Genomic DNA, 19,889 nt, shown 5'->3' with positions numbered 1-19,889 from the left:
GGGGGAGACATGGCTCGACCGATCCTCACTGCCGCCGAAATGCGCGCCGCCGAGGAGAGCGCGATCGCCGGCGGCACAACGGTCGAGCTGCTGATGGAGCGCGCCGGGTTCGGCGTCGCCGAGGCGGCGTGGCGCTTCGCCGGCCCGATCGGGACTTTGGTGTTGTGCGGTCCGGGCAACAACGGCGGCGACGGCTATGTCGCGGCCCGCTATTTGGCCGAGCGCGGCATGGACGTTTGCGTGGCGGCAGTGGGCGAACCCAAGGCCGGAGCGGCCGCTGCGGCGCGCGCGGTGTGGCGCGGTCCGGTCGTGTCGATCGAGGAGGCAAGGCCGGCGCCGCTGCTGGTCGACGCGCTGTTCGGCACCGGCCTGTCGCGCGGGCTCGACGACGGACTCGCGGCGCGATTGCGGAGCCTTGCCGATGCCGCTCGCGTTCGCGTTGCCGTCGACCTGCCGAGCGGCGTCGACACCGACACTGGCGCCTTGCTGAGCCCTGTGCCCGTCTTCGACCTGACGGTCACCTTCGCGACGCTGAAGCCCGCGCACCTGCTGCAGCCCGCTGCCGCGCGCTGTGGCCGGATCGTGACGGTCGACATCGGCATCGAGGCGAAAGCCGAGCTCAACGCGCTGGAGCGGCCGGATCTGCCGCCGCCCGGCCCGGAGGACCACAAATATACGCGCGGCATGGTCGCGGGGATCGGCGGCGCGATGCCCGGCGCGGGCGAGCTGGCGGCGCTTGCCGCCGCCCATGCCGGCGCCGGCTATGTGCTGCTGCTGGAGTCCGAGCCGCGTTTCGCCTCCCCCCACGCGATCGTCCGCCGCGTCGCGCAGGACCCCGCCCGGGCGCTGGCGGACGAGCGGATCGGGGCGGTGGTGATCGGACCGGGGCTCGGGGGCGGCAGTGACGCCGAGCGGGCGCTGGCGGCTGCGCTGGACAGCGGGCGGTCGCTGGTTATCGACGGGGACGCGCTGCACCTGCTCGGGGGGCGTAAGCCGGAAGCGCCGGCGGTCCTGACGCCGCATGAAGGCGAATTCCGCGCGATATTCCCCGACGTGCGGCTTGCCTCCAAAGTCGATCGCGCCCGCACCGCCGCGGCCCGCAGCGGCGCCGTCATCATCTACAAGGGCGCCGATACCGTCGTCGCGGCGCCGGACGGCCGGGCGGTGCTGGCCGGTGAGGCCTCGACATGGCTGTCCACGGCCGGAACCGGCGACGTGCTCGCGGGCGCGGTGGCGGCGATGCTTGCGCGTGGCCTGGCGCCGTTCGAAGCGGCCCGGGCGGCCGTCTGGCTGCACGGCGAGGCGGCGCGGCGCGCGGGCAGCGCCTTTTTGGCGGACGATCTGGCCCGGCGCCTGTCGGACTGCCTGTGACCGACCTCAACCTCATCGTCCGGGTTGCGGCGCGTGGCGACGGCGTGACCGCCGATGGCCGGTTCGCGCCGCTGGCCGCGCCCGGCGATCGCCTGCTTGCGGACGGCTCGGTCGAGCCGGGGCCGCATCACCAGCCGCCGCCATGCCGCCATTTCCCGGAATGCGGCGGCTGCCAGCTCCAGCATCTGGACGACCAGAGCTATGCCGGATTCGTCCGCGACCGGATCGCGAACGCCCTGGAAGGACAGGGCCTGAAGCTGCCCGACTTCGCCCCCGTTCACCTGTCGCAGGCGCGCACGCGCCGCCGCGCGAGCCTCAGCGCGCAACGGATCGGCCGGCGCGTGCTGCTCGGTTTCAAGCAGGAGCGCAGCAATCGGATTGAGGATATGCGCGAGTGCCATATCCTTCATCCGGAGCTGTTCGCGCTGGTGGAACCGCTGCGCGCGTTGCTGGCCGCGCTGCTGCCGGACAAGCGCGCCGCCACGGTGAAGATGACCCTGGCCGACCAGGGCGCGGACCTGCTGCTCGAAGGCGCATCGGCCGACACGCTCGCGGCCGCCGAAGCGCTGACCGGGTTCGCGGACCGGCATGGCCTTGCGCGGCTGTCGCTGGACGACGGTTTCGGGCCCCAGACCCGCTGGGAGCCGCAGCCGGTGACGGTCACGCTGAGCGGCACGCCGGTCCTGCTGCCGCACGACGCGTTCCTTCAGGCGACTGCCGATGGCGAGGCGGCGCTGGTCGCCGCCGTCCGCGAAGCCCTGGGCGATGCCGCCGTCACGGCCGACCTGTTCGCGGGCATCGGCACCTTCGCGCTCAGCCTTGCCGGCAAGCTTTACGCTGCCGAAGCCTCGCGCGATGCGGTGCTGACGCTGAAGTCGTCGGGTCGCGGGCTGTTCGTCGAGCATCGCGACCTTTATCGCCGCCCGCTCTCGACCGCCGAGCTGAACCGCTTCGAAGCCGTCGTGCTCGATCCGCCGCGCGCCGGCGCGGAAGCGCAGGCGCAGCAGCTCGCCGCGTCGACGGTGCCGCGGATCGCCTATGTCTCGTGCAATCCGGCGAGCTTCGCACGTGACGCGAAGCTGCTGGTCGCCGGCGGCTACAGGCTCGCGCACGTCACGCCGGTCGGCCAGTTCCGCTGGTCGACCCATGTCGAGCTGTGCGCGGCATTTGCCCGCGGTTGATCACCGCCGGGAAAAGCCTGTGGACGAAACCGGGAATCAGCCGAGCGTGCGGATCAGCGCCATCACCGTCAGCCCCAGCAGAGCAAGGGTCCCGGCGATGAACAGCGGAAACCGGACTGCGATGCGGTTCGACGTGGCCTGAACCAGGCTGTGCACGATCCGGATCACGACATAGGTCCAGGCGAGCGCAACGGAGACCGCGCTGACCTGCCCCAGGATCGCGAGCATCGCGACGACCGCGTAGAACAAGGTCGGCTGCTCGACTAGGTGCGCGTAATTATGCGCCTTCCAGTTGACGCTCGCCGGCAGCACGCCTTCCAGATCCTGCCCGCGGCCGCCGACTGCCTTCGACATGTCGATTCCCGCCGCCTTCAGCGCCGGCAGCCGCGTCGCCGCCGTCCATACCAGCATCACCAGCGTCCACAGCACCAGCACGGCGGCCGGCGCCAGAATATCAGCCTTCATGTCGTTTCCTCCCCGTTACGACACGAACCTGCGTCAGGGGCGGGAAGCGGTCAAGCGGCCAAGCGGTCAGCGTGACGCGGCCGATCTGGCATCGGCAAGCAGCGTGTCGAGCGCCGTGCGGTCATAGGCCCGGCCCTTCACCACCACGGCCCGGATCGCTCGCGTCGCCGCAATGTCGGAGAGCGGATTGGCGTCGAGCACCAGGATATCCGCCGCCTTGCCGGGCGCGAGCGCGCCATAGCGTGCCGACTGGCCCAGGAAAGCCGGGCCGGTGACGACCGCCGATCGTAACGCCTGTGCGGGTGTCAGCCCGGCCTCGACATAGCGTGCCAGTTCGTCATGCAGCCCCTGGCCGGGATAATTGAACGAGTTGAGATAGCCCGCGTCAGTGCCAGCGAGAATCTGCAGGCCCGCCTCCTCGACCAGCGGCATCAGCGAGGCTGTCAGCTCATATTTCGCGTGGCGGCGGGCGACTTCCTCCGGGGTCGCCTTGGCCGCCCGCTCGACCCGCCACTCATAGGTCTTGCGCAGCCCCGGGCCGATCAGCGCCAACGCCTCGTCATGCGAATGATCGTCGCGGTCGAGATAGGCGAGGATCCGCGTCATGTTCAGCGTGGGCGTGACGTAAAGGCCCTGCGCGGCGAAGCGGCGATAGGCAGCCTTGGCCCGTGCAGGGTCAAACCCCTCGACCAGCTTGGCCGACGCGTCGCCGTAGCTGATCCTTCCCGCCGCATAATCGGCCGAGATCGCCGCCTCGTCGCGCGAGCCGGCCTTGATCAGGTAATCGAGATGCTCGATCGAACCGAGTCCGGCGTCCGCCGCCTGCCAGATCGTTAGGGCATAGGGAATATGCGCCGAGGTCTTGAGGCCGCGCGCCTTCGCCGCCTTCAGTGCGTAGAGGAAAATGTCCGGTTTCAGCGTGTTGTCGGTGATCTTGACGAAATCGACCCGCATCTCGTTCTGCAGCCGGTCGAGCGCGGCATCCACCTCGGCCGGGGTGCCGACCTCGATCGTGCCTTTCCAGATCGGCTTATAGCCTTCGAGCTTGGGGCCCGAGGTGAAGATGGTCGGCCCCAGCAGCGCGCCCTTCGCGACCTGGTCGCGCCACAGCAGCACCGCGTCGCTGATGTCGGCGGCGCAGTCGCGCACGGCCGTGATCCCATAGGCGACATAGACCGGCAGCAGCGCCTTGTTCTCGCCGATCAGCTCGGGCCCGCCGCCGAAATGGACGTGCATGTCCCACAGGCCCGGCATGACGAACCGGCCGTGCGCGTCGATCGATCGCGCGGCCGCGTAGCTCCGGTCGATCTCGCCCGGCGCGCCGACGGCGACGATCGTGTCGCCTTTGACCGCGATCGAGCGGTGCGGGACAGCCTGTCCGCCCGCGACGTCGATTAGCGTCGCGTCGCGGACGATCAGGTCCGCCGCTTCCTTCGCCGCCGCCGGTCCGGCGATGAATCCGGCCAGCGCGGCGGCGAAGGCGAGCAGCGTCTTCATCACGCGAACAATTTCGCCCAGCGGCGTTCCGGCCGGGTCTTCCACGCGCCGCGGTGATAGGCGTCGCTGGCGAGCAGCGGCATCACGCTGCCGGCCTCGGCATAGACCATCTGCTCCAGCGCGGTGTCGACCTTGCCCCAGCTCGCCGCTTCCTTCAGCGTCGAGGAGGAGCAGGCGCCGTCGCGCACGTCGGCGACGGTGATCTGCACCGCATATTTGTGCATCTCGACATCGTCATGGCCCAGGATCTCGGCGCAGACGACGGTGTCCTGGATGAAGTTTTTCGGCACGCCGCCGCCGATCATCAGCAGGCCGGTGGTGCCCGCCTTGATCTTGATGTCGGTCAGCTCGCGGAAGTCCGCGACCGCGTCGATCATCAGATAGGGCTTGCCTTCCTTCATCCGCTCGACCTGGTGCTTGACCAGCCCGAAGCCCGCCGACGAGTCGACGAAGGCCGGGCAGAAGATCGGCACGTCATGCTCATAGGCGAGCTTGACGAGGCTGTTCTCCTTCTTGCCGTGCTCTTTCAGGTATCGGCCCATCTCGCGGATGAAGGCGCGCGAGGAGATGCCGCCGGCCGGCAGCGAGTCGGCGATGCGGCCGATCGTGTGGTCGCAATCCTGCAGCTGCTCTTCGTCGATATAGGTGTCGTAGATGCGGTCGATGTACAGCGAGCGCAGCGTGTTATCGTCAGGGATTTCAAGTGCCTGGTAATGCTTGTGGCCAAGCCCTTCGAAGAAATCCATGTCGACGATCGACGCGCCCGTGGCGACGATGCCGTCGACCATGTTCGACCGCACGAGCTCCGCATACAGGTCCATGCAGCCGCCGGCCGAGGTCGAGCCCGCGATCACCAGAAAGATGGTGCAGTCCTTGTCCTCCAGCATCGTGTTGTAGATGCGGGTCGCGCGGGCGAGGTCGCGGCTGGTGAAGCTCATCTTCCCCATCGAGTCGATGATCGGCCGCGCGTCGAAGCTGCGGATATCGACATGCTCGACCGTGGTGGAAAGCAGCTCCGCCTTGCGGGTGTCGTTGAGGGGCGTGTCGTTCATTCAAATCTCCATGTGCTCCGGCGAAGGCCGGAGCTCTGGTCAGCATAGGTGAGCAACGCTCCGGCCTTCGCCGGAGCTCAGCGAGCCAAACGGGAACGCCGGTTACAGCGTCACGACGTTCGAGGCGACCTCGGGCTCCGCCGCGGCGTACAGCGACACCATCGGCTCGTCCTCGACCTCGACCGTCTCGGCGCGGCCGAAACCGTTGAAGCCTGTGCGCATCGCGCAGCCATAGGCGCCGAGCATCCCGATCTCGAGATAGTCGCCCGGGCCCACATCGGCGGGCAGCATGAACGGCCCCGCCATATGGTCGAGATCGTCGCAGGTCGGGCCGTAGAAGCTGAACGCCATCGGCTTCGCGCGGCTGTCCGGCTCGCGCAGCAGGCTGACGGGGAAGCGCCAGCCGACATGCGCCGCATCGAACAGCGCGCCATAGGCGCCGTCGTTGATGTACAACTCGTCGCCGCGGCGCTTCTCCACGCGGACCACCAGCGAGCTGTACTCGGCGCACAGCGCGCGGCCGGGTTCGGCCCACAGCTCCGCCGAATAGCTGATCGGCAGGCTTTCGAAGGCGCGGTGGATCGTCTCGAAATAGAGCTCGAGCGGCGGCGGCTCCATGCCGGGATAGGAGGAGGGAAAGCCGCCGCCGACGTCGATCACGTCGACGGTCACGGCCGCCTCCACGATTGCCTGGCGCACCCGCTCCATCGCCTGGGCATAGGCGTCTGGCGTCATCGCCTGCGAGCCGACATGGAAGCAGATGCCGAGCGCGTCCGCCGCCTGGCGGGCCGCGAACAGCAGCTCCTTCGCTTCTGAGGGCGCGACGCCGAATTTGGAGGCGAGGCTGAGCTTCGAATGCTCCGAAGACACGCGCAGCCGCACGCAGAGCGTCAGGTCGGTCGCGCCCTTGGTCGCGCGCACGATCTTGTCCAGCTCCTCCATCGAATCGAGGGAGAAGGTGCGGACGCCATGCTCGAAATAGGCTTCCTCGATCGCTTCCTCGGCCTTCACCGGGTGCATGAAGCACAGCACGGCTTCAGGCAGCGTCTCGCGCACCATCCGCACCTCGGCGATCGAGGCCACGTCATAATGCGTGACGCCGCTGTCCCACAGGATGCGGATCAGGTCGGGCGAAGGATTCGCCTTGACCGCGTACAGCGTCTTGCCCGGAAACTTCTCGACGAAGAAGCGGGCAGCGCGCCGGGCGGCGTGCGGACGAATGAGCGTGACCGGCTGGACCGGTCGCCCGTTTGCGATTTCAAGGCCGCTTGCGGCCTTGTAGGGGTCGGCAGCTAGCCCCAGCGCGCTATGGTGCTTGTGCAACTCAAGGGACCTCCATGTGCCCGGCAACCGGGCGTCGTTGGCAACAAAGCTGCCTTGCGGTGGAAGTCCCATGGGGCAGCGGCGCGCGATATATGAACGGCGGACCCCCCTGTAAAGCGGTGAATTGAAGCCTGTTTCAAAACGGAGACAAAGCGTGATTTCAAGGCGACAGCCTGACCGGTCCGGTGCCGTTAGAGCACTGGAAAAGCTAGAGAAGATCGTGCCGCCGACGCCATTGCTGCAAGGCGAGATCGGCGGCCGGGCGGTGTATTTCAAAGCCGAATCGCTGCAGCCGATGGGCGCGTTCAAGCTGCGCGGCGCCTGGCACCGACTCACCGACCTCAGCGCGGCGGAGCGGGAAAGGGGAGTCGTCGCCTTTTCCTCCGGCAACCATGCGCAGGGCGTGGCCTGGGCCGCGCGCCGTCTCGGCATCCGCGCGACGATCGTGATGCCGGCCGATTCGCCCGCAAAGAAGCTCGACAATACGCGCGCGCTGGGGGCCGAAGTCGTCACCTATGACCGCATGACCGAAAGCCGCGAGGCGATCGCCGCGCGCATCGCCGAGGATCGCGGATCGGTCGTGGTGCCGAGCTTCGACGATCCCTGGGTTGTCGAAGGGCAGGGGAGCGCGGGCCTGGAGGCCTGCCGGCAGATGGCGGCGCTGGGCGTCGCGCCGCCCGACCGGATCGTGACGCCGTGCGGCGGCGGCGGTCTCGCATCGGGTCTCGCCCTGGCGGTGCCGGAAGCCGATCTGGTGATCGCGGAGCCGGAAGGCTGGGACGACATGACGCGGTCGCTCGCGGGCGGCGAGATCGTCCCGGTCGGGCAGAACCCGCCGCCGACTGCGTGTGACGCGCTCCAGACGCTGAAGGTTGCGCCGCTGACGTTCGACATATTGAAGGTGCGCGGCGTGCAAGGCGTTGCCGTCACCGAGGCTGAAACGGCCGCGGCGATGCGTTGGGCCTTCGACAATCTGCGGCTGGTGCTGGAGCCGGGCGGTGCCGTCGCGCTCGCCGCACTGCTGGCCGGCAAGACGGCGCCGGCCGAGCGGACGCTGGTGATCCTGTCGGGCGGCAATGTCGACGCCTCCACCTTCAGGCGTATGGTTGTCGATCACTGATATTGCAAATCGCTCTCAATAGCAGCTAAGGCGCCCGAAACATTGTTGCGGGGAGTCGCTGGTGCGCCGTCTGTCTTTGGAGTCCGTTCTCATTCCGCTTGTCTGCGCCGCTTCGCCCGCCTGGGCGGATGACGCGGTTGCCGACAGCGGTGAGGCCGAAATCGTTGTAACGGCCGCGCGGTCGGTGCTGCCGGCCAGCGCGCTGCCGCTGACGGTCGACGTGGTCGGGACCGAGGAGCTGGCGCAGCAGGCCGCGATCAGCGGATCGGTGGTCGACGCGGTCTCGACGCTCACGCCCTCCTTCTCGCCGACGCGGCAGAAATTGTCGGGCTCCGGCGAGACGCTGCGAGGACGCTCGCCGCTTTATGCGATCAACGGCATCCCGCAGTCGACGCCGCTGCGCGACGGGTCGCGCGACGGCTTCACGATCGATCCCTTCTTCGTCGACCGCGTCGAGCTGATCTTCGGCTCGAACGCGCTCCAGGGGATCGGCGCGACCGGCGGCGTCGTCAACCAGGTGACGGTCGGCGCGCCGAAGGTCGAGGGACTGAGCGGCCGGGCGCTGGTGCGCGGCACGGCGGACGATGGCTCCCACGGCGACGGCTTCGGCGGCAAGGTCGCCGGCCTGCTCAGCTGGAAGAGCGGCCGTTCCGACGCGACCGCGGGCGCTGCCTATGAGGCGCGGGGCGCCTTCTACGACGCGCGCGGTCGGCGCATCGGCGTCGATTCGACCCAGGGCGAAATCCAGGATTCCAAGGCGCTCTCGCTGTTCGGCCGCTTCGGCTATGAGCTCGGCGATACGGCCCGGCTGGACCTGATCCTCAGCCGCTTCGAGCTGAAGGGGGACGGCGACTATGTCGCGGTCGCGAACAGCGCCGATCGCGCGCGGCGCATTCCGACCACGGCGGTGCGCGGCGACCCGCCGGGCGTGCCCGCCACCAACCGGACCGAGACCGCATCCCTGTCGCTCACCGATCCCGATCTCGGCGGCGGCAATTTCGTCGCGCAGATTTTCTTCAACCGCTCGCGCGACACGTTCGGCGGCGATCCGACCCCGATCGCGACTTTCCAGGACCCGCGGATCGCGCCGGTCGGCACTTTGTTCGACCAGTCGCAGAACCGCTCGCGCAAATATGGCGGCAAGATCAGCTATGAACGCGAAGTGCCCGGCATCCCCGGCCTGACCGCGATCGCCGGCTTCGACGCGCTGTTCGACAAGACCGAGCAGCGTCTGATCGCGACCGGCCGCATCTGGGTGCCGCCGACCGACTTCCGCAGCCTCGCGCCGTTCGGGCAGCTCAACCTGAAGCTGTTCGACGGCAAGCTCCGCCTGGCCGGCGGGGCGCGGTGGGAGAATGTGAAGATCACGATCGATGATTTCACCACGCTCTATTCGGCCGGATCGACCGCGGTCGCGGGCGGCAGCCCCAGTTTCAGCGACGTGCTGTTCAACGGCGGCGTGATCGTCGAGCCGGCGCCCGGCATTCGCGCTTATGCCAGCTATGCCGAAGGCTATACCGTGCCCGATGTCGGCCGGATCACGCGCTCGATCAATCGGCCCGGCGTCGACATCGACAATTTCCTCGACATCAGCCCGATCGTCTCCAACAACCGCGAAGTGGGCGTCGAGGCGAAGCGCGGGCCGCTCGACGCCAGCGTCGCCTATTTCTGGTCGTCCAGCGACAAGGGCCAGCTGCTGGTGCTGAACGGCGGCGTGTTCGACGTGCAGCGGCTGCGGGTCGAGATCCAGGGGCTTGAGGTCAATCTGGGCGTGCAGACGCCGATCCCCGGCCTGCGCGTCTCGGCCGGCTATGCGCATATCGACGGCCGCTACGACAGCGACACGCCGCCCGACGGGGTCGTCGATACCGATCTCGATGGCGCCAACATCTCGCCCGACCGGCTGAACCTGGCCGCAAGCTATGCGCGCGGGCCGTTCACGGCGCGGCTGCAGACCCAATTCTATCTCGGCCGCAGCTTCACGGGGAAGGTGCGCGTGCCCGAAAATGACTTCGAAGGCTATGCGGTCGCCGACGCCTATCTGGGCTATGATACCGGCCTGGGGCAGCTGACCTTCGCCGTCCAGAACCTCTTCGACCGGCAATATATCGACTATAGCAGCGACACGACTCGTGCGGGCGACCGCTCGCGCTTCTTCGCCGGCCGCGGCCGCACCTTCACCCTTGGCTGGGATTATCGCTTCTGATGCGCTGGATCGACCTGCTCCACCGCTGGACGGGCGGCCTGATCGGCCTGCTGCTGGCGCTGCTCGGGCTGAGCGGGACGATCCTGCTGTGGAAGGACGCCTGGCTGCGCTGGACGCTGCCTGGAGCGGCGGACGCGCGGGTGACCGACCCGGCGGCGCTGGGTGACCTGACCGCGCGCCTGATGGCGGAAGCGCCGGCCTCGGTCCTGTTCGCGAGCGACAGCTTCGGCCTCAATCGCGTGAACTTCGGTGAGCGCGGCGCCTATTTCGACCAGGCCGGCCAAGTCGTTGCGCGCTGGGACTCGGTGTGGGGCCGGCCGGAGCTGTGGCTGTTCGATTTCCATCATTACCTGTTCAGTGGCGAGACCGGCGAGACGATCGCCGGGATCGCCGGCCTGATCGGGATCGGCTTCGTCGTGACCGGCATCCTGCTCTGGTGGCGGACGCGGCGCACCTTCCGCTTCCGCCTGGTCCCAAAGCGGATGAGCCGCCCGGCGATCGTCACTCACCACCGCGATCTCGGCATGGTGATGGCGCCGCTGTTGCTGCTCTCGATGACGACCGGCACGATGATGGTGTTCCGCCCGTTCGCCGAGCTGGTGCTGCGCCCGATCTCGCCGCCCGGCGAGGTCGCCGCGACCCTTGCTCCCCCGAAAGTCAAAGGCGGCGCGATCGATCGCGCGGCGCTCGACTGGCGCCGGATCGTGCCTGAAGCGCTGGCCCGCTATCCCGATGCGGAGCTGCGCGTCATCGCGCTTCCCAAAAAGCCCGGCGATCTCGTCTCGATCCGGCTCAAGCGCCGCGCGGAGTGGCTGCCCAACGGCCGCACCGGCGTGTGGGTCGATCCCGCGACCGGCCGGATCGTCGCGGCTCGCGACGCGCTTGCCATGCCGACCGGCGCGCAATGGTTCAACAAGGCCTATCCGCTCCACTCGGGCAAGATCGGCGGGACGCTGTATCGCCTGCTGATTACGCTGGCGGGCCTGACGCTGACGATGCTCGGCAGCTTCGCGGTCTGGAGCTTCTGGACCGAGCGCGGCCGCAAGCGCGCGGGCTCGCGGCGCAAGCGCGCGGTTGCTATCGGGACTGCATGACCGGCCCGCCGCCCTGGATATTGTCCGTCCTGATGCTTGCCGCCGTCGCGCTGGCGTTCGGCGGCATCGCGCAACTTCGCCGCAAGGAACGGCGCGGCTGGCTGATGCTGGTGATGACCGCCGTGCTGGTCGGCAACGTCCTGATCTGGACGATTTAGCTGTCCTACACCGGGTCCGATGTGCGATGTTCCCGGAATGTTCGGATTCGCGACAGGACGCACGCACGCGCTGTTGATCGAGCGGATCGATCAATCGGCTTGGATTGATAGAGCGGATTTTTGCCGCACGCCGAACCTTCCTAACCTTCCGCTCAGGCGGAGGCCGCGGCGCGCTCCGGCAGGTTGTCGAACACGCGACGGATCTCCTGGAGCACCTCGACGGTCCGTGCCAGGTCTTCGTCGGCGAACTCGGACATCAGCGGTTCGATCTCCGGCGCCATCCGGGCCACTGCCGCGGCGTGGGCGGAACGGCCGGCCGCGGTGATGCCGACGATCTGCCCGTCGCCTTCGCCGATCCGGCCGACCAGGCCCAGCTGCTCCAGCGCGCCCAGATGCACGTCCATCTCCTCGACCGTGACCTGGAACATCCAAGCGAGGATCGACTTGCGCTCCTGCTGGCGGTTGTTGCGGATGAAGTAATTGAGCGCGCCGAACTGGCCGGCGGTCAGGCCGGAGACCTCGATCGTGCCGAGATGGTTGCGCACCAGGTGCTCGACCACCGCGATCTCGGTGAACAGGTCCAGCAGCAGCTTTTCGCGATCGGCCATGACGCGCCTCCCCGCAGGCTCACCGGATCGGGCAGCTCGGATCCAGCCGGAAGTCGAGATACCGGTCCACGCTGCCCATCAGCTGCGGCATCTCATGTTCGAAGAAGTGGTTCGCGCCCGGGATGGTGTCGTGGTGGATGGTGATGTGCTTCTGCGTGCGTAGCTTGTCGACCAGCTTCTGCACGGCCGACGGCGTCACCACTTCGTCGGCCTCGCCCTGCACGATGATGCCGGAGGCTGGGCAGGGCGCGAGGAAGCTGAAATCGTACATGTTCGCCGGCGGCGCGATCGAGATGAAGCCGCGCACCTCGGGCCGCCGCATCAGAAGCTGCATGCCGATCCACGCGCCGAAGCTGACGCCGGCGACCCAGGTCTGCTGCGCCTCGGGATGGAAGCTCTGCACCCAGTCGAGCGCGGCGGCGGCGTCCGACAGCTCGCCGACGCCGTTGTCGAACGTGCCCTGGCTCTTGCCGACGCCGCGGAAATTGAACCGCAGGGTCGCGAAGCCGCGACGCGCGAAGGTCTGGTACAGCGCCTGCACGATGCGGTTGTTCATCGTCCCCATCGCCTGCGGATGCGGGTGCAGGATCATCGCGACCGGCGCGCGGGGGCGGGGCGGGGGAGCGAAACGACCCTCGAGGCGGCCCTCCGGGCCGGGAAAAATCACTTCGGGCATAGCACCTTGATCGAAAATGCGCCCGGAAAGGTGGCGCTGAGTTGCGGCGCTATATAGGATTGCCGCGCAATTTCGCAAACGAGTCCGCAACAGTTGAGCCAGCGTCTCTATCTCGACCACGCCGCGACCACGCCGATGGTGCTTGCCGCACGCGAGGCGATGCGCGCGGCGATCGCGCGCTGGGCCAATCCGTCGTCCCCCCATGCCGAAGGACGGGCGGCGCGGGCGATGCTGGAGGATGCCCGCGCCCGGATCGCCAAGGCGCTCGGCTGGGAGGGAGACATCATCCTGACCAGCGGCGCCAGCGAAGCGATCCGCATCGCGCTGACCCGGACCCGGTGCGACGCGCGCCTCGTCTCGGCGGTCGAGCACGAGGCGGTTCACCGTGTCGCCAGCGACGCCTTCTTCCTGCCGGTGCAGCAGGACGGGACGGTGCTGCCCGATGCGCTCACCGGCCGGTTGGGCGCGCTCGGGGCCAAGGCGCCGTTGGTCGCGATCCAGTCCGTCAACAACGAAACCGGCGTCTGCCAGCCGCTCGACCGGCTGGCGCCGATCGTCCGCAAGGCGGGGGGCCTGTTGTTCGCCGATTGCGCCCAGAGCGCCGGCAAGGCGCCGCTGCCCGATGCTGATCTGATCGCGATCTCCGCGCACAAATTCGGGGGGCCGCCCGGTGTGGGGGCGCTGCTGGTCCGCGATCTGGGCGTGCTGGAAGCGAGCGGCGGGCAGGAAAAGGGCTATCGCGCCGGCACCGAGAACCTGCCGGGCGTCGTCGCGATGGCCGCGGCGCTGGAGGAAGGCCGCGGCTGGGTCGACCGCGCCGCCGACCTGCGCGCGCACCTTGACGGCGCGATCGAGGCCGCGGGCGGCGAGGTCGTGGCCAGGCGTTCGCCCCGGCTGGCCACGATCGGCGCCTATCGGATGCCGGGCGTCGCTGCGTCGGCGCAGCTGATCCAGCTCGACCTCGCCGGCATCGCGATCTCGGCCGGCAGCGCCTGCTCGTCCGGGACGCTGAAGACCAGCCACGTTCTTTCCGCCATGGGCTGGGGCGAGGCAGAGGCAGGGCAGGTGATCCGCGCCAGCTTCGGCCCGGAGACGAGCCGCGCCGACATCTACCGCTTCGTGGAGGCCTGGAAACGGATCGCGGAAAGTGCCCGCAGCCGGGCAGCCTGATGACCCCGATCTATCTGGACTATCAGGCGACCACCCCGCTCGCGCCCGAAGCCCGCGCCGCGATGGAGCCCTGGCTGGACGAGAAGTTCGGCAATCCCCATTCGCCCCACCGGATGGGCCGGGAAGCGAAGGCGGCGGTCGCGGTGGCTCGCGATCAGCTTTCGTCATTGCTGGGGCTTCGGCAAGGGCATGTTGTCTTCACCTCCGGCGCGACCGAAGCCGCCAACCTCGCGCTGAAAGGCGCCGCCTGGGCCGCACCCGCCGCCCGCCGCAAGATCGTCACGCTCGCGACCGAGCACGCCTGCGTGCTCGATACGGTGCTCTGGCTGGGCAGCCACGGCTTCGAAGCGGAGGTGCTGCCGGTCGGCCGCGAGGGGCTGGTGGACCTGGATAGCGTGCGTCAGTCGGTCGACGACCGCACCGCGATCGTGGCGGCGATGCTGGTCAACAACGAGATCGGCGTGATCCAGCCGGTGGCCGAGATCGGCCGCATCGCGCGCGAGGCAGGGGCGCTGTTCTTCTGTGACGCGGTGCAGGGGCTCGGGCGAACGGCCTTGCCGGATGCCGACCTGATCGCGGTTTCGGCTCACAAGCTGTTCGGTCCGAAAGGCATCGGTGCCCTGTGGGTGCGCGATGGCGTCGCGCTGGAGCCGCTGATGCACGGCGGCGCGCAGGAAGCGGGCATCCGATCGGGGACGCTCAGCTCGGCGCTGTGCTCGGGCTTCGGCGCGGCAGCCGCGCTTGCGCAAAAGCGGTACGATCAGGATGCCGCGCATATCGATCGGCTCTGGTCCCTTGGCACCGCGAAGCTGCGCGGCTGGACGATCAACGGTTCGACCGAGCATCGCTACCGCGGCAATCTGAACGTCCGCGCCGATGGCCTCGACGCGGCGCGCCTGATCTCCGACGTGCGCACCGTCGCCTTCTCGGCCGGTTCGGCCTGCGCCAGCGGCTCCGGTCGCCCCAGCCATGTACTGAAGGCGATCGACTTGTCGGATGCCGAGGCGCGGTCGAGCATCCGCCTCGGCTTTGGCCGCTATACGACCGAGGATGAACTGGACCGCGCGCTCGACCTGGTCCTGGAAGCGGCAGCCGCACAGGGGCTGAAGGCCGCGTGACGCGGGTCCGGTTCGTGAGCGCAGACGGGGCGACCGTCCGCGAGGTCGATGCCGCGCCGGGCGAGCGGCTGCTCGATGTCGCCCAGGCCGATGGCCAGCCGCTCGAAGGCACGTGCGAAGGCCAGATGGCCTGTTCGACCTGCCACGTGATCGTCGACGCGGCCGATTTCGCGAAGCTGCCGCCCGCATCCGAGCCGGAGGAGGACATGCTGGACCTTGCCGCGGGCGCCACCCGGCACAGCCGGCTCGCTTGCCAGATCTACCTGACCGAACTGCTCGACCAGCTGACCGTCCGCATCCCGCCGGAAGCGCGGGACATGCAGCGCCGTTAGCCGCACAAGCGGCTTACTCCCATCGGAAAAGCGGGTTAGGTGAAGCACATGCACCGGGGTGGCGACAGCGCGATTGGCGGCGAGGACGCCTCCGGCATCCGGCTGGACGCGATCCTCGATGCCGTTCCCGAAGGCTATTGCATCGTCGATCGCGACTGGCGCATCCGAAGCTTCAATCGCGCCGCCGAGGCGTTCTTCGCCTGCGACCGCGCCGAGATGCTCGGGCGCCTGTTCTGGGATGCGATCCCGACCGTCGCGGGCACCGCATTTGAGACGAACTTCCGTCGCGCCGCGGCAGGCGAGACAATATCCTTCGAAGCGGAATCAACTGCCTTTCCCGACCGTGACGTGTCCCTGACGGCATCGCCGCTGCCGGGCGGCGGCATCGCGATCGTGTTCAACGACGTGACCGAAGGCCGGCGTGCCGAGCGCACGGTGCGCGAGAGCGAAGCGCGGTTCCGCCTGATCGCCGATTCCGCGCCGGTGCCGATGTGGGTCACGTCGATCGATCGCACGCGCTGGTTCGTCAACCGAGCCTATGTCGATTTTCTGGGCGTGAGCTATGAGGATGCGCTCGTATTCGACTGGCGCGGCATCATCCACCCCGACGATATCGGCCGGATCCTCAAGGAGCAGGTGGAGAAGGAGGCTGCCCTTCAGCCGTTCGCGCTGGAGGCACGCTACCGTAAGGCCGACGGGGACTATTGCTGGATCCGCTCCTATTCCCAGCCGCGCTGGGGCACCGCCGGCGAACATACCGGCTTTATCGGCGTGGCTTTCGATATCACCATCGCCAAGGAAGCCGAGCTGGCGTTGCAGCGACAGGTCGCCGAACGCACCGCCGAGCTGGAAGCCCTGTACAACAAGACGCCGACGATCCTGCAGTCGCAGGATGCCGAGGGGCGGCTCGTCAGCGTTTCCGACCGATGGTTGGAGTTCATGGGCTTCGACAGCCGCGACCAGGTGATCGGCCGCCCCTCGCTCGATTTCGCGGCGCCAGGCAGCGGCGAGCGATTCCTGGAGCATGATTGGGCGGCCCTGCTGGCGGGACGCGAGGTCAGGGATTCCGAATACCGCGTCGTCAAGCGCGACGGTGAGATCGCGGATGTGCTCGTCTCCTCGCGGCCATGGCATGACAGTGAGGGCCGGTTCGTCCGGACCATGGCCGCGATCGTCGACGTGACCGGCCGCAAGCGCACTGAGGAGGCGCTGCGGCAGGCGCAGAAGGTTGAGGCAATGGGCCAGCTGACCGGCGGCGTCGCCCATGATTTCAACAATCTTCTGTCGCCGATCATCGGCGGCCTCGACCTGATGCAGCGCCGCGGCATCGGCGACCCGCGCGCGCAGCAGACGGTCGCGTCGGCCTTGCAGGCGGCGGAGCGCGCGAAGACGCTGGTGCAGCGCCTGCTTGCCTTTGCGCGCCGCCAGCCGCTGCAGCCGGCGCCCGTCGATGCCGGGCGGCTGATCGAAGGCATGGCCGAGCTGATCGGATCGACCGTGGGCCCGCGCATCCGGCTCGAGCTGGACGTTCCCGCCGGCCTGCCGCCGTGCCTGGCCGATCCGAACCAGGTCGAGATGGCGCTGCTGAACCTGAGCGTGAACGCGCGCGACGCGATGCCGGACGGCGGCACTCTCCGCATCGCCGCCGCGGTCGAGCAGGCGGGTGAGGAGGCGGAGGACCTCGCGCCCGGCAATTATGTGCGTCTGTCGGTCGCGGACACCGGTTGCGGCATGGACGAAGCGGTGGCCGCGCGCGCGATCGAGCCCTTCTTCTCGACCAAGGGGATCGGGCGCGGCACCGGCCTTGGCCTGTCAATGGTGCACGGGCTCGCCGCGCAGTTGGGCGGCGCCCTGCGGCTGAGGAGCGCGCCCGGGCAGGGCACGGAGGTGCAGCTTTGGCTGCCCTGCGCGGCGGCTCTTCCGGCTGCGGCCGCGCAGGCCCAGTCGCCGCGCGCGATAGCGGGCGCCGGCACCGCGCTGCTGGTCGACGACGAGCCGCTCGTCCGCGCTTCGACCGCCGAGATGCTGGAGGATCTGGGATTTACCGTCATCGCGCTGGAATCGGCCGACGAAGCGGCGGCGCGCCTGGCCGGCGGCCTTGCCGTCGATCTGGTCGTCACCGATCACCTGATGCCGGGCATGACGGGCGCCGAACTCGCACGGACGATCCGCGCGCGCGGTGCAGGCACCCCGGTGCTGATCATTTCCGGCTATGCCGACGCGGGCGGCATCGACGCCGACCTGCCCCGCCTCGCAAAGCCCTTCCGCCACGCCGATCTGGCAGCGATGCTCACGGCAATCCTCGGCTGACCCGAAGCGGCGACCAAGCCCATGCCGAGCCGGCGCGGCAGCGCCACGGGTTCTTCGTCCCGGCTCGCCCGGGCCGAAGAACCCGTTGCGGTTGGCCTGCGATTTCTGGGCTGCTAGGCCTATGTGGACCAGAGCCGTGAGACGCGCACGTTGCGGTTGGCCTGCGATTTCTGAGCTGCTAGGCCATCGGGTCGGGCATGCTGCCGAGCGTATCGGTTGCGGTTGGCCTGCGATTTCTGAGCTGCTAGGCCGTCGTCGCGGAAGGCGTCAACCAGCCAATCGTTGCGGTTGGCCTGCGATTTCTGAGCTGCTAGGCCGATCGAGGTGTACGACTATACCCACGGCGAGTTGCGGTTGGCCTGCGATTTCTGAGCTGCTAGGCCGCAGGTCGGCGATTGCCAGTGCGGCGGGCGGTTGCGGTTGGCCTGCGATTTCTGAGCTGCTAGGCCCTTCCCGCGCTTCGCGTGCCAGATGCCTGTGTTGCGGTTGGCCTGCGATTTCTGAGCTGCTAGGCCCCTGCGAGGGCGCGTCTTCTTCTCCGCCGGGTTGCGGTTGGCCTGCGATTTCTGAGCTGCTAGGCCAGAGCCAGCGCAGCCACGACGGCTGCGGCAGTTGCGGTTGGCCTGCGATTTCTGAGCTGCTAGGCCCGATGGCGATTTCTCGTCATCGCTCGAGCCGTTGCGGTTGGCCTGCGATTTCTGAGCTGCTAGGCCCTCGACCTCGACGCGGGCGACCTCGATTGCGTTGCGGTTGGCCTGCGATTTCTGAGCTGCTAGGCCTTTGGGGAGCGATGGGAACGGCCACCTACGGTTGCGGTTGGCCTGCGATTTCTGAGCTGCTAGGCCGGGTGTGTCGCTAAGTCGTTCTTCTGGAATGACAAAGCGACACATCCGGTCCAGCAAAAATGCCCCCCCATTTCAAAACATCGCCAGCTGATCAGGGTTTTTGCGCTGCTTCCTGCGGCGCTGGCTCGAGAATCGGACGATATTCTCATACTGCCGGTCGGTGAAGGTGAGGACGTGGATGTCGCCCTTTTCGGGTAGGTTGCGTTCGATGCGCTTGAGGTGCGCCTGAAAGCTGTCCTGGCCGTTGCAGAAGCGGGCATAGACGGAAAACTGGCTCATTTCGAAGCCCTCGTCGAGCAGGAACTCACGGAATTTGGTGGCTTCCCGCATCTGTTTCTTGGTGCCGACCGGCAGGTCGAACATCACGAAAATCCACATCAGCCGGTACCCGCTGAGATAGCTGGCCGGCCGGGCATTCATGCGGCCTCGGCCAGGGTCGAGCGCGGGAGGCTCCCCCATTCGATCGGGCTTGGCGGGTCGAACAGTGCCAGCGCGGGCGCGCCGGTTTCGAAGCTGCGGGCGAGCGACTGGGCGAGTCGTGCCGCCGCCATGGAGACGGGCGAGGCCTCGCCCTCGACGCGCAGATCGAAAGCGATCAGGCGCGCGAAACGGCGCTTGGCGGCGGGATCGAGGGCCGTCACGCCGTCCTGCACCATGCCGCAAACCAGCGCGTCGACCAGCGGCCGAAACGGCTCGACCAGGTCGTCCGCGAGCGCGAAGGCGTTGCCGCGATTGGCGTGGTGAACGCCGATCGTCGGGTGCAGACCGGCCGCGACGACGGCGCGAGCGACGGACGCGCGCATGACGGCATAGCCATAGTTCAGCAGGGCGTTCGCGCCGTCCTGGTCGCGATCGCGCCGGAAATCCCGCCCCATCAGCAGCGGCCAATAGCGCTTCGCGGCCTGCGCCTCGATATTGTCCGGGTCGCCGGAGCGGACGCGGCGGGCGAGGAATTGCAGCGCCTCGGCCTCGCGCACGCCGCGCGCTTCCAGCAGCGACGCCTGGGTTCGGACCTTCGCGACCACCACCAGCCGCCACAACTGCTTGGCGAGCGGGCGCGAGGCGTTCCACTGCGCCTGGATTCGGGCGCCCTGCGCATGGTGCCCTTCCAGCGGCAGCGTAACCGCGACCGGGCTGTGGTTCGTGCCGCAAAAGACGATTGGCGCGCCGCGCTCGGCGAGGGCGGCGACCAGGTTCGCGCTCCAGGTGGTGCCGTGCGCGTGGACGATCAGCGCGTGGATATCGTCGAGCGCGACGCGGCCGATTTCCTCGCCGTCCTGCTTCACAACCATGAAGCCGCGAAACAGCGCCAGATGCCGGCCGTCGGTGGCGATGTCGACGATGCGGTCCATGCTCCCCCTTC

General features: G+C 68.4%; 18 protein-coding genes and 1 CRISPR repeat array. Of the genes, 10 read left to right on the top strand and 8 right to left on the bottom strand.

Going from position 1 to position 19,889, the window contains the following annotated elements:
• Positions 1–9: 9 nt before the first annotated feature.
• Together GON01_RS00915 and GON01_RS00910 are read left to right on the top strand one after the other, a co-directional pair.
• Positions 10–1,371 (top strand): NAD(P)H-hydrate dehydratase, encoded by a 1,362-nt coding sequence (locus tag GON01_RS00915; RefSeq protein WP_157025127.1) that lies wholly within the window; start codon positions 10–12, stop codon positions 1,369–1,371.
• A complete protein-coding gene (locus GON01_RS00910) occupies positions 1,368–2,552 on the top strand; it encodes a class I SAM-dependent RNA methyltransferase (RefSeq protein WP_181600155.1) in 1,185 nt (394 codons plus the stop codon). The genes GON01_RS00915 and GON01_RS00910 overlap by 4 nt, the downstream gene beginning before the upstream one ends.
• 36 nt (positions 2,553–2,588) lie before the next feature.
• Here the strand turns inward: GON01_RS00910 and GON01_RS00905 are convergent, their stop codons facing one another.
• The 4 genes from GON01_RS00905 to GON01_RS00890 form a co-directional block, all read right to left on the bottom strand.
• Entirely contained in the window at positions 2,589–3,017 is a 429-nt protein-coding gene (locus GON01_RS00905) for an MAPEG family protein (RefSeq protein ID WP_157025126.1), read from the bottom strand.
• Positions 3,018–3,083: 66 nt separating this feature from the next.
• Positions 3,084–4,559, bottom strand: coding sequence for an amidohydrolase family protein (locus tag GON01_RS00900; protein WP_309503687.1), 1,476 nt, complete (start codon positions 4,557–4,559; stop codon positions 3,084–3,086).
• Complete coding sequence (locus tag GON01_RS00895; protein ID WP_157025124.1) at positions 4,514–5,566, bottom strand: 1,9-bis(guanidino)-5-aza-nonane synthase; 1,053 nt, start codon at positions 5,564–5,566, stop codon at positions 4,514–4,516. Before GON01_RS00895 ends, GON01_RS00900 begins: the two co-directional genes overlap by 46 nt.
• A gap of 102 nt (positions 5,567–5,668) precedes the next feature.
• A complete protein-coding gene (locus tag GON01_RS00890; RefSeq protein WP_157025122.1) occupies positions 5,669–6,889 on the bottom strand; it encodes a type III PLP-dependent enzyme in 1,221 nt (406 codons plus the stop codon).
• A gap of 157 nt (positions 6,890–7,046) precedes the next feature.
• On the opposite strand from GON01_RS00890, the gene GON01_RS00885 reads away from it, so the two are divergent.
• Genes GON01_RS00885 through GON01_RS16515 form a run of 4 tightly spaced genes read left to right on the top strand, consistent with a single transcriptional unit; the run spans position 7,047 to position 11,467 of the window.
• Complete coding sequence (locus GON01_RS00885; protein ID WP_408640890.1) at positions 7,047–8,009, top strand: threonine ammonia-lyase; 963 nt, start codon at positions 7,047–7,049, stop codon at positions 8,007–8,009.
• A gap of 58 nt (positions 8,010–8,067) precedes the next feature.
• The gene (locus GON01_RS00880) at positions 8,068–10,215 is read left to right on the top strand and encodes a TonB-dependent receptor (protein WP_157025118.1); all 2,148 of its coding nucleotides are present in this window, start codon (positions 8,068–8,070) and stop codon (positions 10,213–10,215) included.
• Positions 10,215–11,309 (top strand): PepSY-associated TM helix domain-containing protein, encoded by a 1,095-nt coding sequence (locus GON01_RS00875; protein WP_157025117.1) that lies wholly within the window; start codon positions 10,215–10,217, stop codon positions 11,307–11,309. Before GON01_RS00880 ends, GON01_RS00875 begins: the two co-directional genes overlap by 1 nt.
• On the top strand, positions 11,306–11,467 hold the full coding sequence (locus tag GON01_RS16515) for a hypothetical protein (protein ID WP_181600152.1): 162 nt from the start codon (positions 11,306–11,308) through the stop codon (positions 11,465–11,467). Before GON01_RS00875 ends, GON01_RS16515 begins: the two co-directional genes overlap by 4 nt.
• 152 nt (positions 11,468–11,619) lie before the next feature.
• Here GON01_RS16515 and GON01_RS00870 read toward each other — a convergent pair whose 3' ends face one another.
• Positions 11,620–12,075: a hypothetical protein gene (locus GON01_RS00870; protein WP_157025115.1), complete on the bottom strand. Its 456-nt coding sequence runs from the start codon at positions 12,073–12,075 to the stop codon at positions 11,620–11,622.
• A gap of 19 nt (positions 12,076–12,094) precedes the next feature.
• On the bottom strand, positions 12,095–12,751 hold the full coding sequence (locus tag GON01_RS00865) for an alpha/beta hydrolase (RefSeq protein ID WP_157025114.1): 657 nt from the start codon (positions 12,749–12,751) through the stop codon (positions 12,095–12,097).
• Between the two features lie 93 nt (positions 12,752–12,844).
• On the opposite strand from GON01_RS00865, the gene GON01_RS00860 reads away from it, so the two are divergent.
• Genes GON01_RS00860 through GON01_RS00845 form a run of 4 tightly spaced genes read left to right on the top strand, consistent with a single transcriptional unit; the run spans position 12,845 to position 17,681 of the window.
• Entirely contained in the window at positions 12,845–13,921 is a 1,077-nt protein-coding gene (locus GON01_RS00860; protein ID WP_258558442.1) for a cysteine desulfurase family protein, read from the top strand.
• A complete protein-coding gene (locus tag GON01_RS00855; RefSeq protein WP_157025112.1) occupies positions 13,921–15,039 on the top strand; it encodes a cysteine desulfurase family protein in 1,119 nt (372 codons plus the stop codon). Before GON01_RS00860 ends, GON01_RS00855 begins: the two co-directional genes overlap by 1 nt.
• Entirely contained in the window at positions 15,036–15,371 is a 336-nt protein-coding gene (locus tag GON01_RS00850) for a 2Fe-2S iron-sulfur cluster-binding protein (protein ID WP_181600151.1), read from the top strand. Before GON01_RS00855 ends, GON01_RS00850 begins: the two co-directional genes overlap by 4 nt.
• Positions 15,372–15,419: 48 nt before the next feature.
• Positions 15,420–17,681 (top strand): PAS domain-containing hybrid sensor histidine kinase/response regulator, encoded by a 2,262-nt coding sequence (locus GON01_RS00845; RefSeq protein WP_157025110.1) that lies wholly within the window; start codon positions 15,420–15,422, stop codon positions 17,679–17,681.
• Between the two features lie 84 nt (positions 17,682–17,765).
• A CRISPR array of direct repeats spans positions 17,766–18,526; the repeat unit is 36 nt; unit sequence GTTGCGGTTGGCCTGCGATTTCTGAGCTGCTAGGCC.
• Between the two features lie 72 nt (positions 18,527–18,598).
• Here GON01_RS00845 and cas2 read toward each other — a convergent pair.
• Together cas2 and cas1 are read right to left on the bottom strand one after the other, a co-directional pair.
• Positions 18,599–18,946, bottom strand: coding sequence for a CRISPR-associated endonuclease Cas2 (cas2, locus tag GON01_RS00840; RefSeq protein WP_198159747.1), 348 nt, complete (start codon positions 18,944–18,946; stop codon positions 18,599–18,601).
• Entirely contained in the window at positions 18,943–19,878 is a 936-nt protein-coding gene (gene cas1, locus GON01_RS00835; protein WP_157025106.1) for a type II CRISPR-associated endonuclease Cas1, read from the bottom strand. The genes cas2 and cas1 overlap by 4 nt, the downstream gene beginning before the upstream one ends.
• Between the last annotated feature and the right edge of the window lie 11 nt (positions 19,879–19,889).

The sequence above is a fragment of the Sphingomonas horti genome, assembly GCF_009753715.1.
In the GTDB taxonomy this organism is placed as follows: Bacteria; Pseudomonadota; Alphaproteobacteria; order Sphingomonadales; family Sphingomonadaceae; genus Sphingomonas_B; species Sphingomonas_B horti.
The sequence above is the reverse complement of the archived record's forward strand: the minus strand, read 5'-3'. Positions and strand labels throughout refer to the sequence as shown.

What these genes read in the sequence shown, in the direction of transcription:
- GON01_RS00915 (WP_157025127.1), top strand. Translation starts at nt 10, where the DNA reads ATGGCTCGACCGATCCTCACTGCCGCCGAAATGCGCGCCGCCGAGGAG.
- GON01_RS00905 (WP_157025126.1), bottom strand. Translation starts at nt 3,017, where the DNA reads ATGAAGGCTGATATTCTGGCGCCGGCCGCCGTGCTGGTGCTGTGGACG.
- GON01_RS00895 (WP_157025124.1), bottom strand. Translation starts at nt 5,566, where the DNA reads ATGAACGACACGCCCCTCAACGACACCCGCAAGGCGGAGCTGCTTTCC.
- GON01_RS00875 (WP_157025117.1), top strand. Translation starts at nt 10,215, where the DNA reads ATGCGCTGGATCGACCTGCTCCACCGCTGGACGGGCGGCCTGATCGGC.
- GON01_RS16515 (WP_181600152.1), top strand. Translation starts at nt 11,306, where the DNA reads ATGACCGGCCCGCCGCCCTGGATATTGTCCGTCCTGATGCTTGCCGCC.
- GON01_RS00870 (WP_157025115.1), bottom strand. Translation starts at nt 12,075, where the DNA reads ATGGCCGATCGCGAAAAGCTGCTGCTGGACCTGTTCACCGAGATCGCG.
- GON01_RS00865 (WP_157025114.1), bottom strand. Translation starts at nt 12,751, where the DNA reads ATGCCCGAAGTGATTTTTCCCGGCCCGGAGGGCCGCCTCGAGGGTCGT.
- GON01_RS00855 (WP_157025112.1), top strand. Translation starts at nt 13,921, where the DNA reads ATGACCCCGATCTATCTGGACTATCAGGCGACCACCCCGCTCGCGCCC.
- GON01_RS00845 (WP_157025110.1), top strand. Translation starts at nt 15,420, where the DNA reads ATGCACCGGGGTGGCGACAGCGCGATTGGCGGCGAGGACGCCTCCGGC.
- cas2 (WP_198159747.1), bottom strand. Translation starts at nt 18,946, where the DNA reads ATGAATGCCCGGCCGGCCAGCTATCTCAGCGGGTACCGGCTGATGTGG.
- cas1 (WP_157025106.1), bottom strand. Translation starts at nt 19,878, where the DNA reads ATGGACCGCATCGTCGACATCGCCACCGACGGCCGGCATCTGGCGCTG.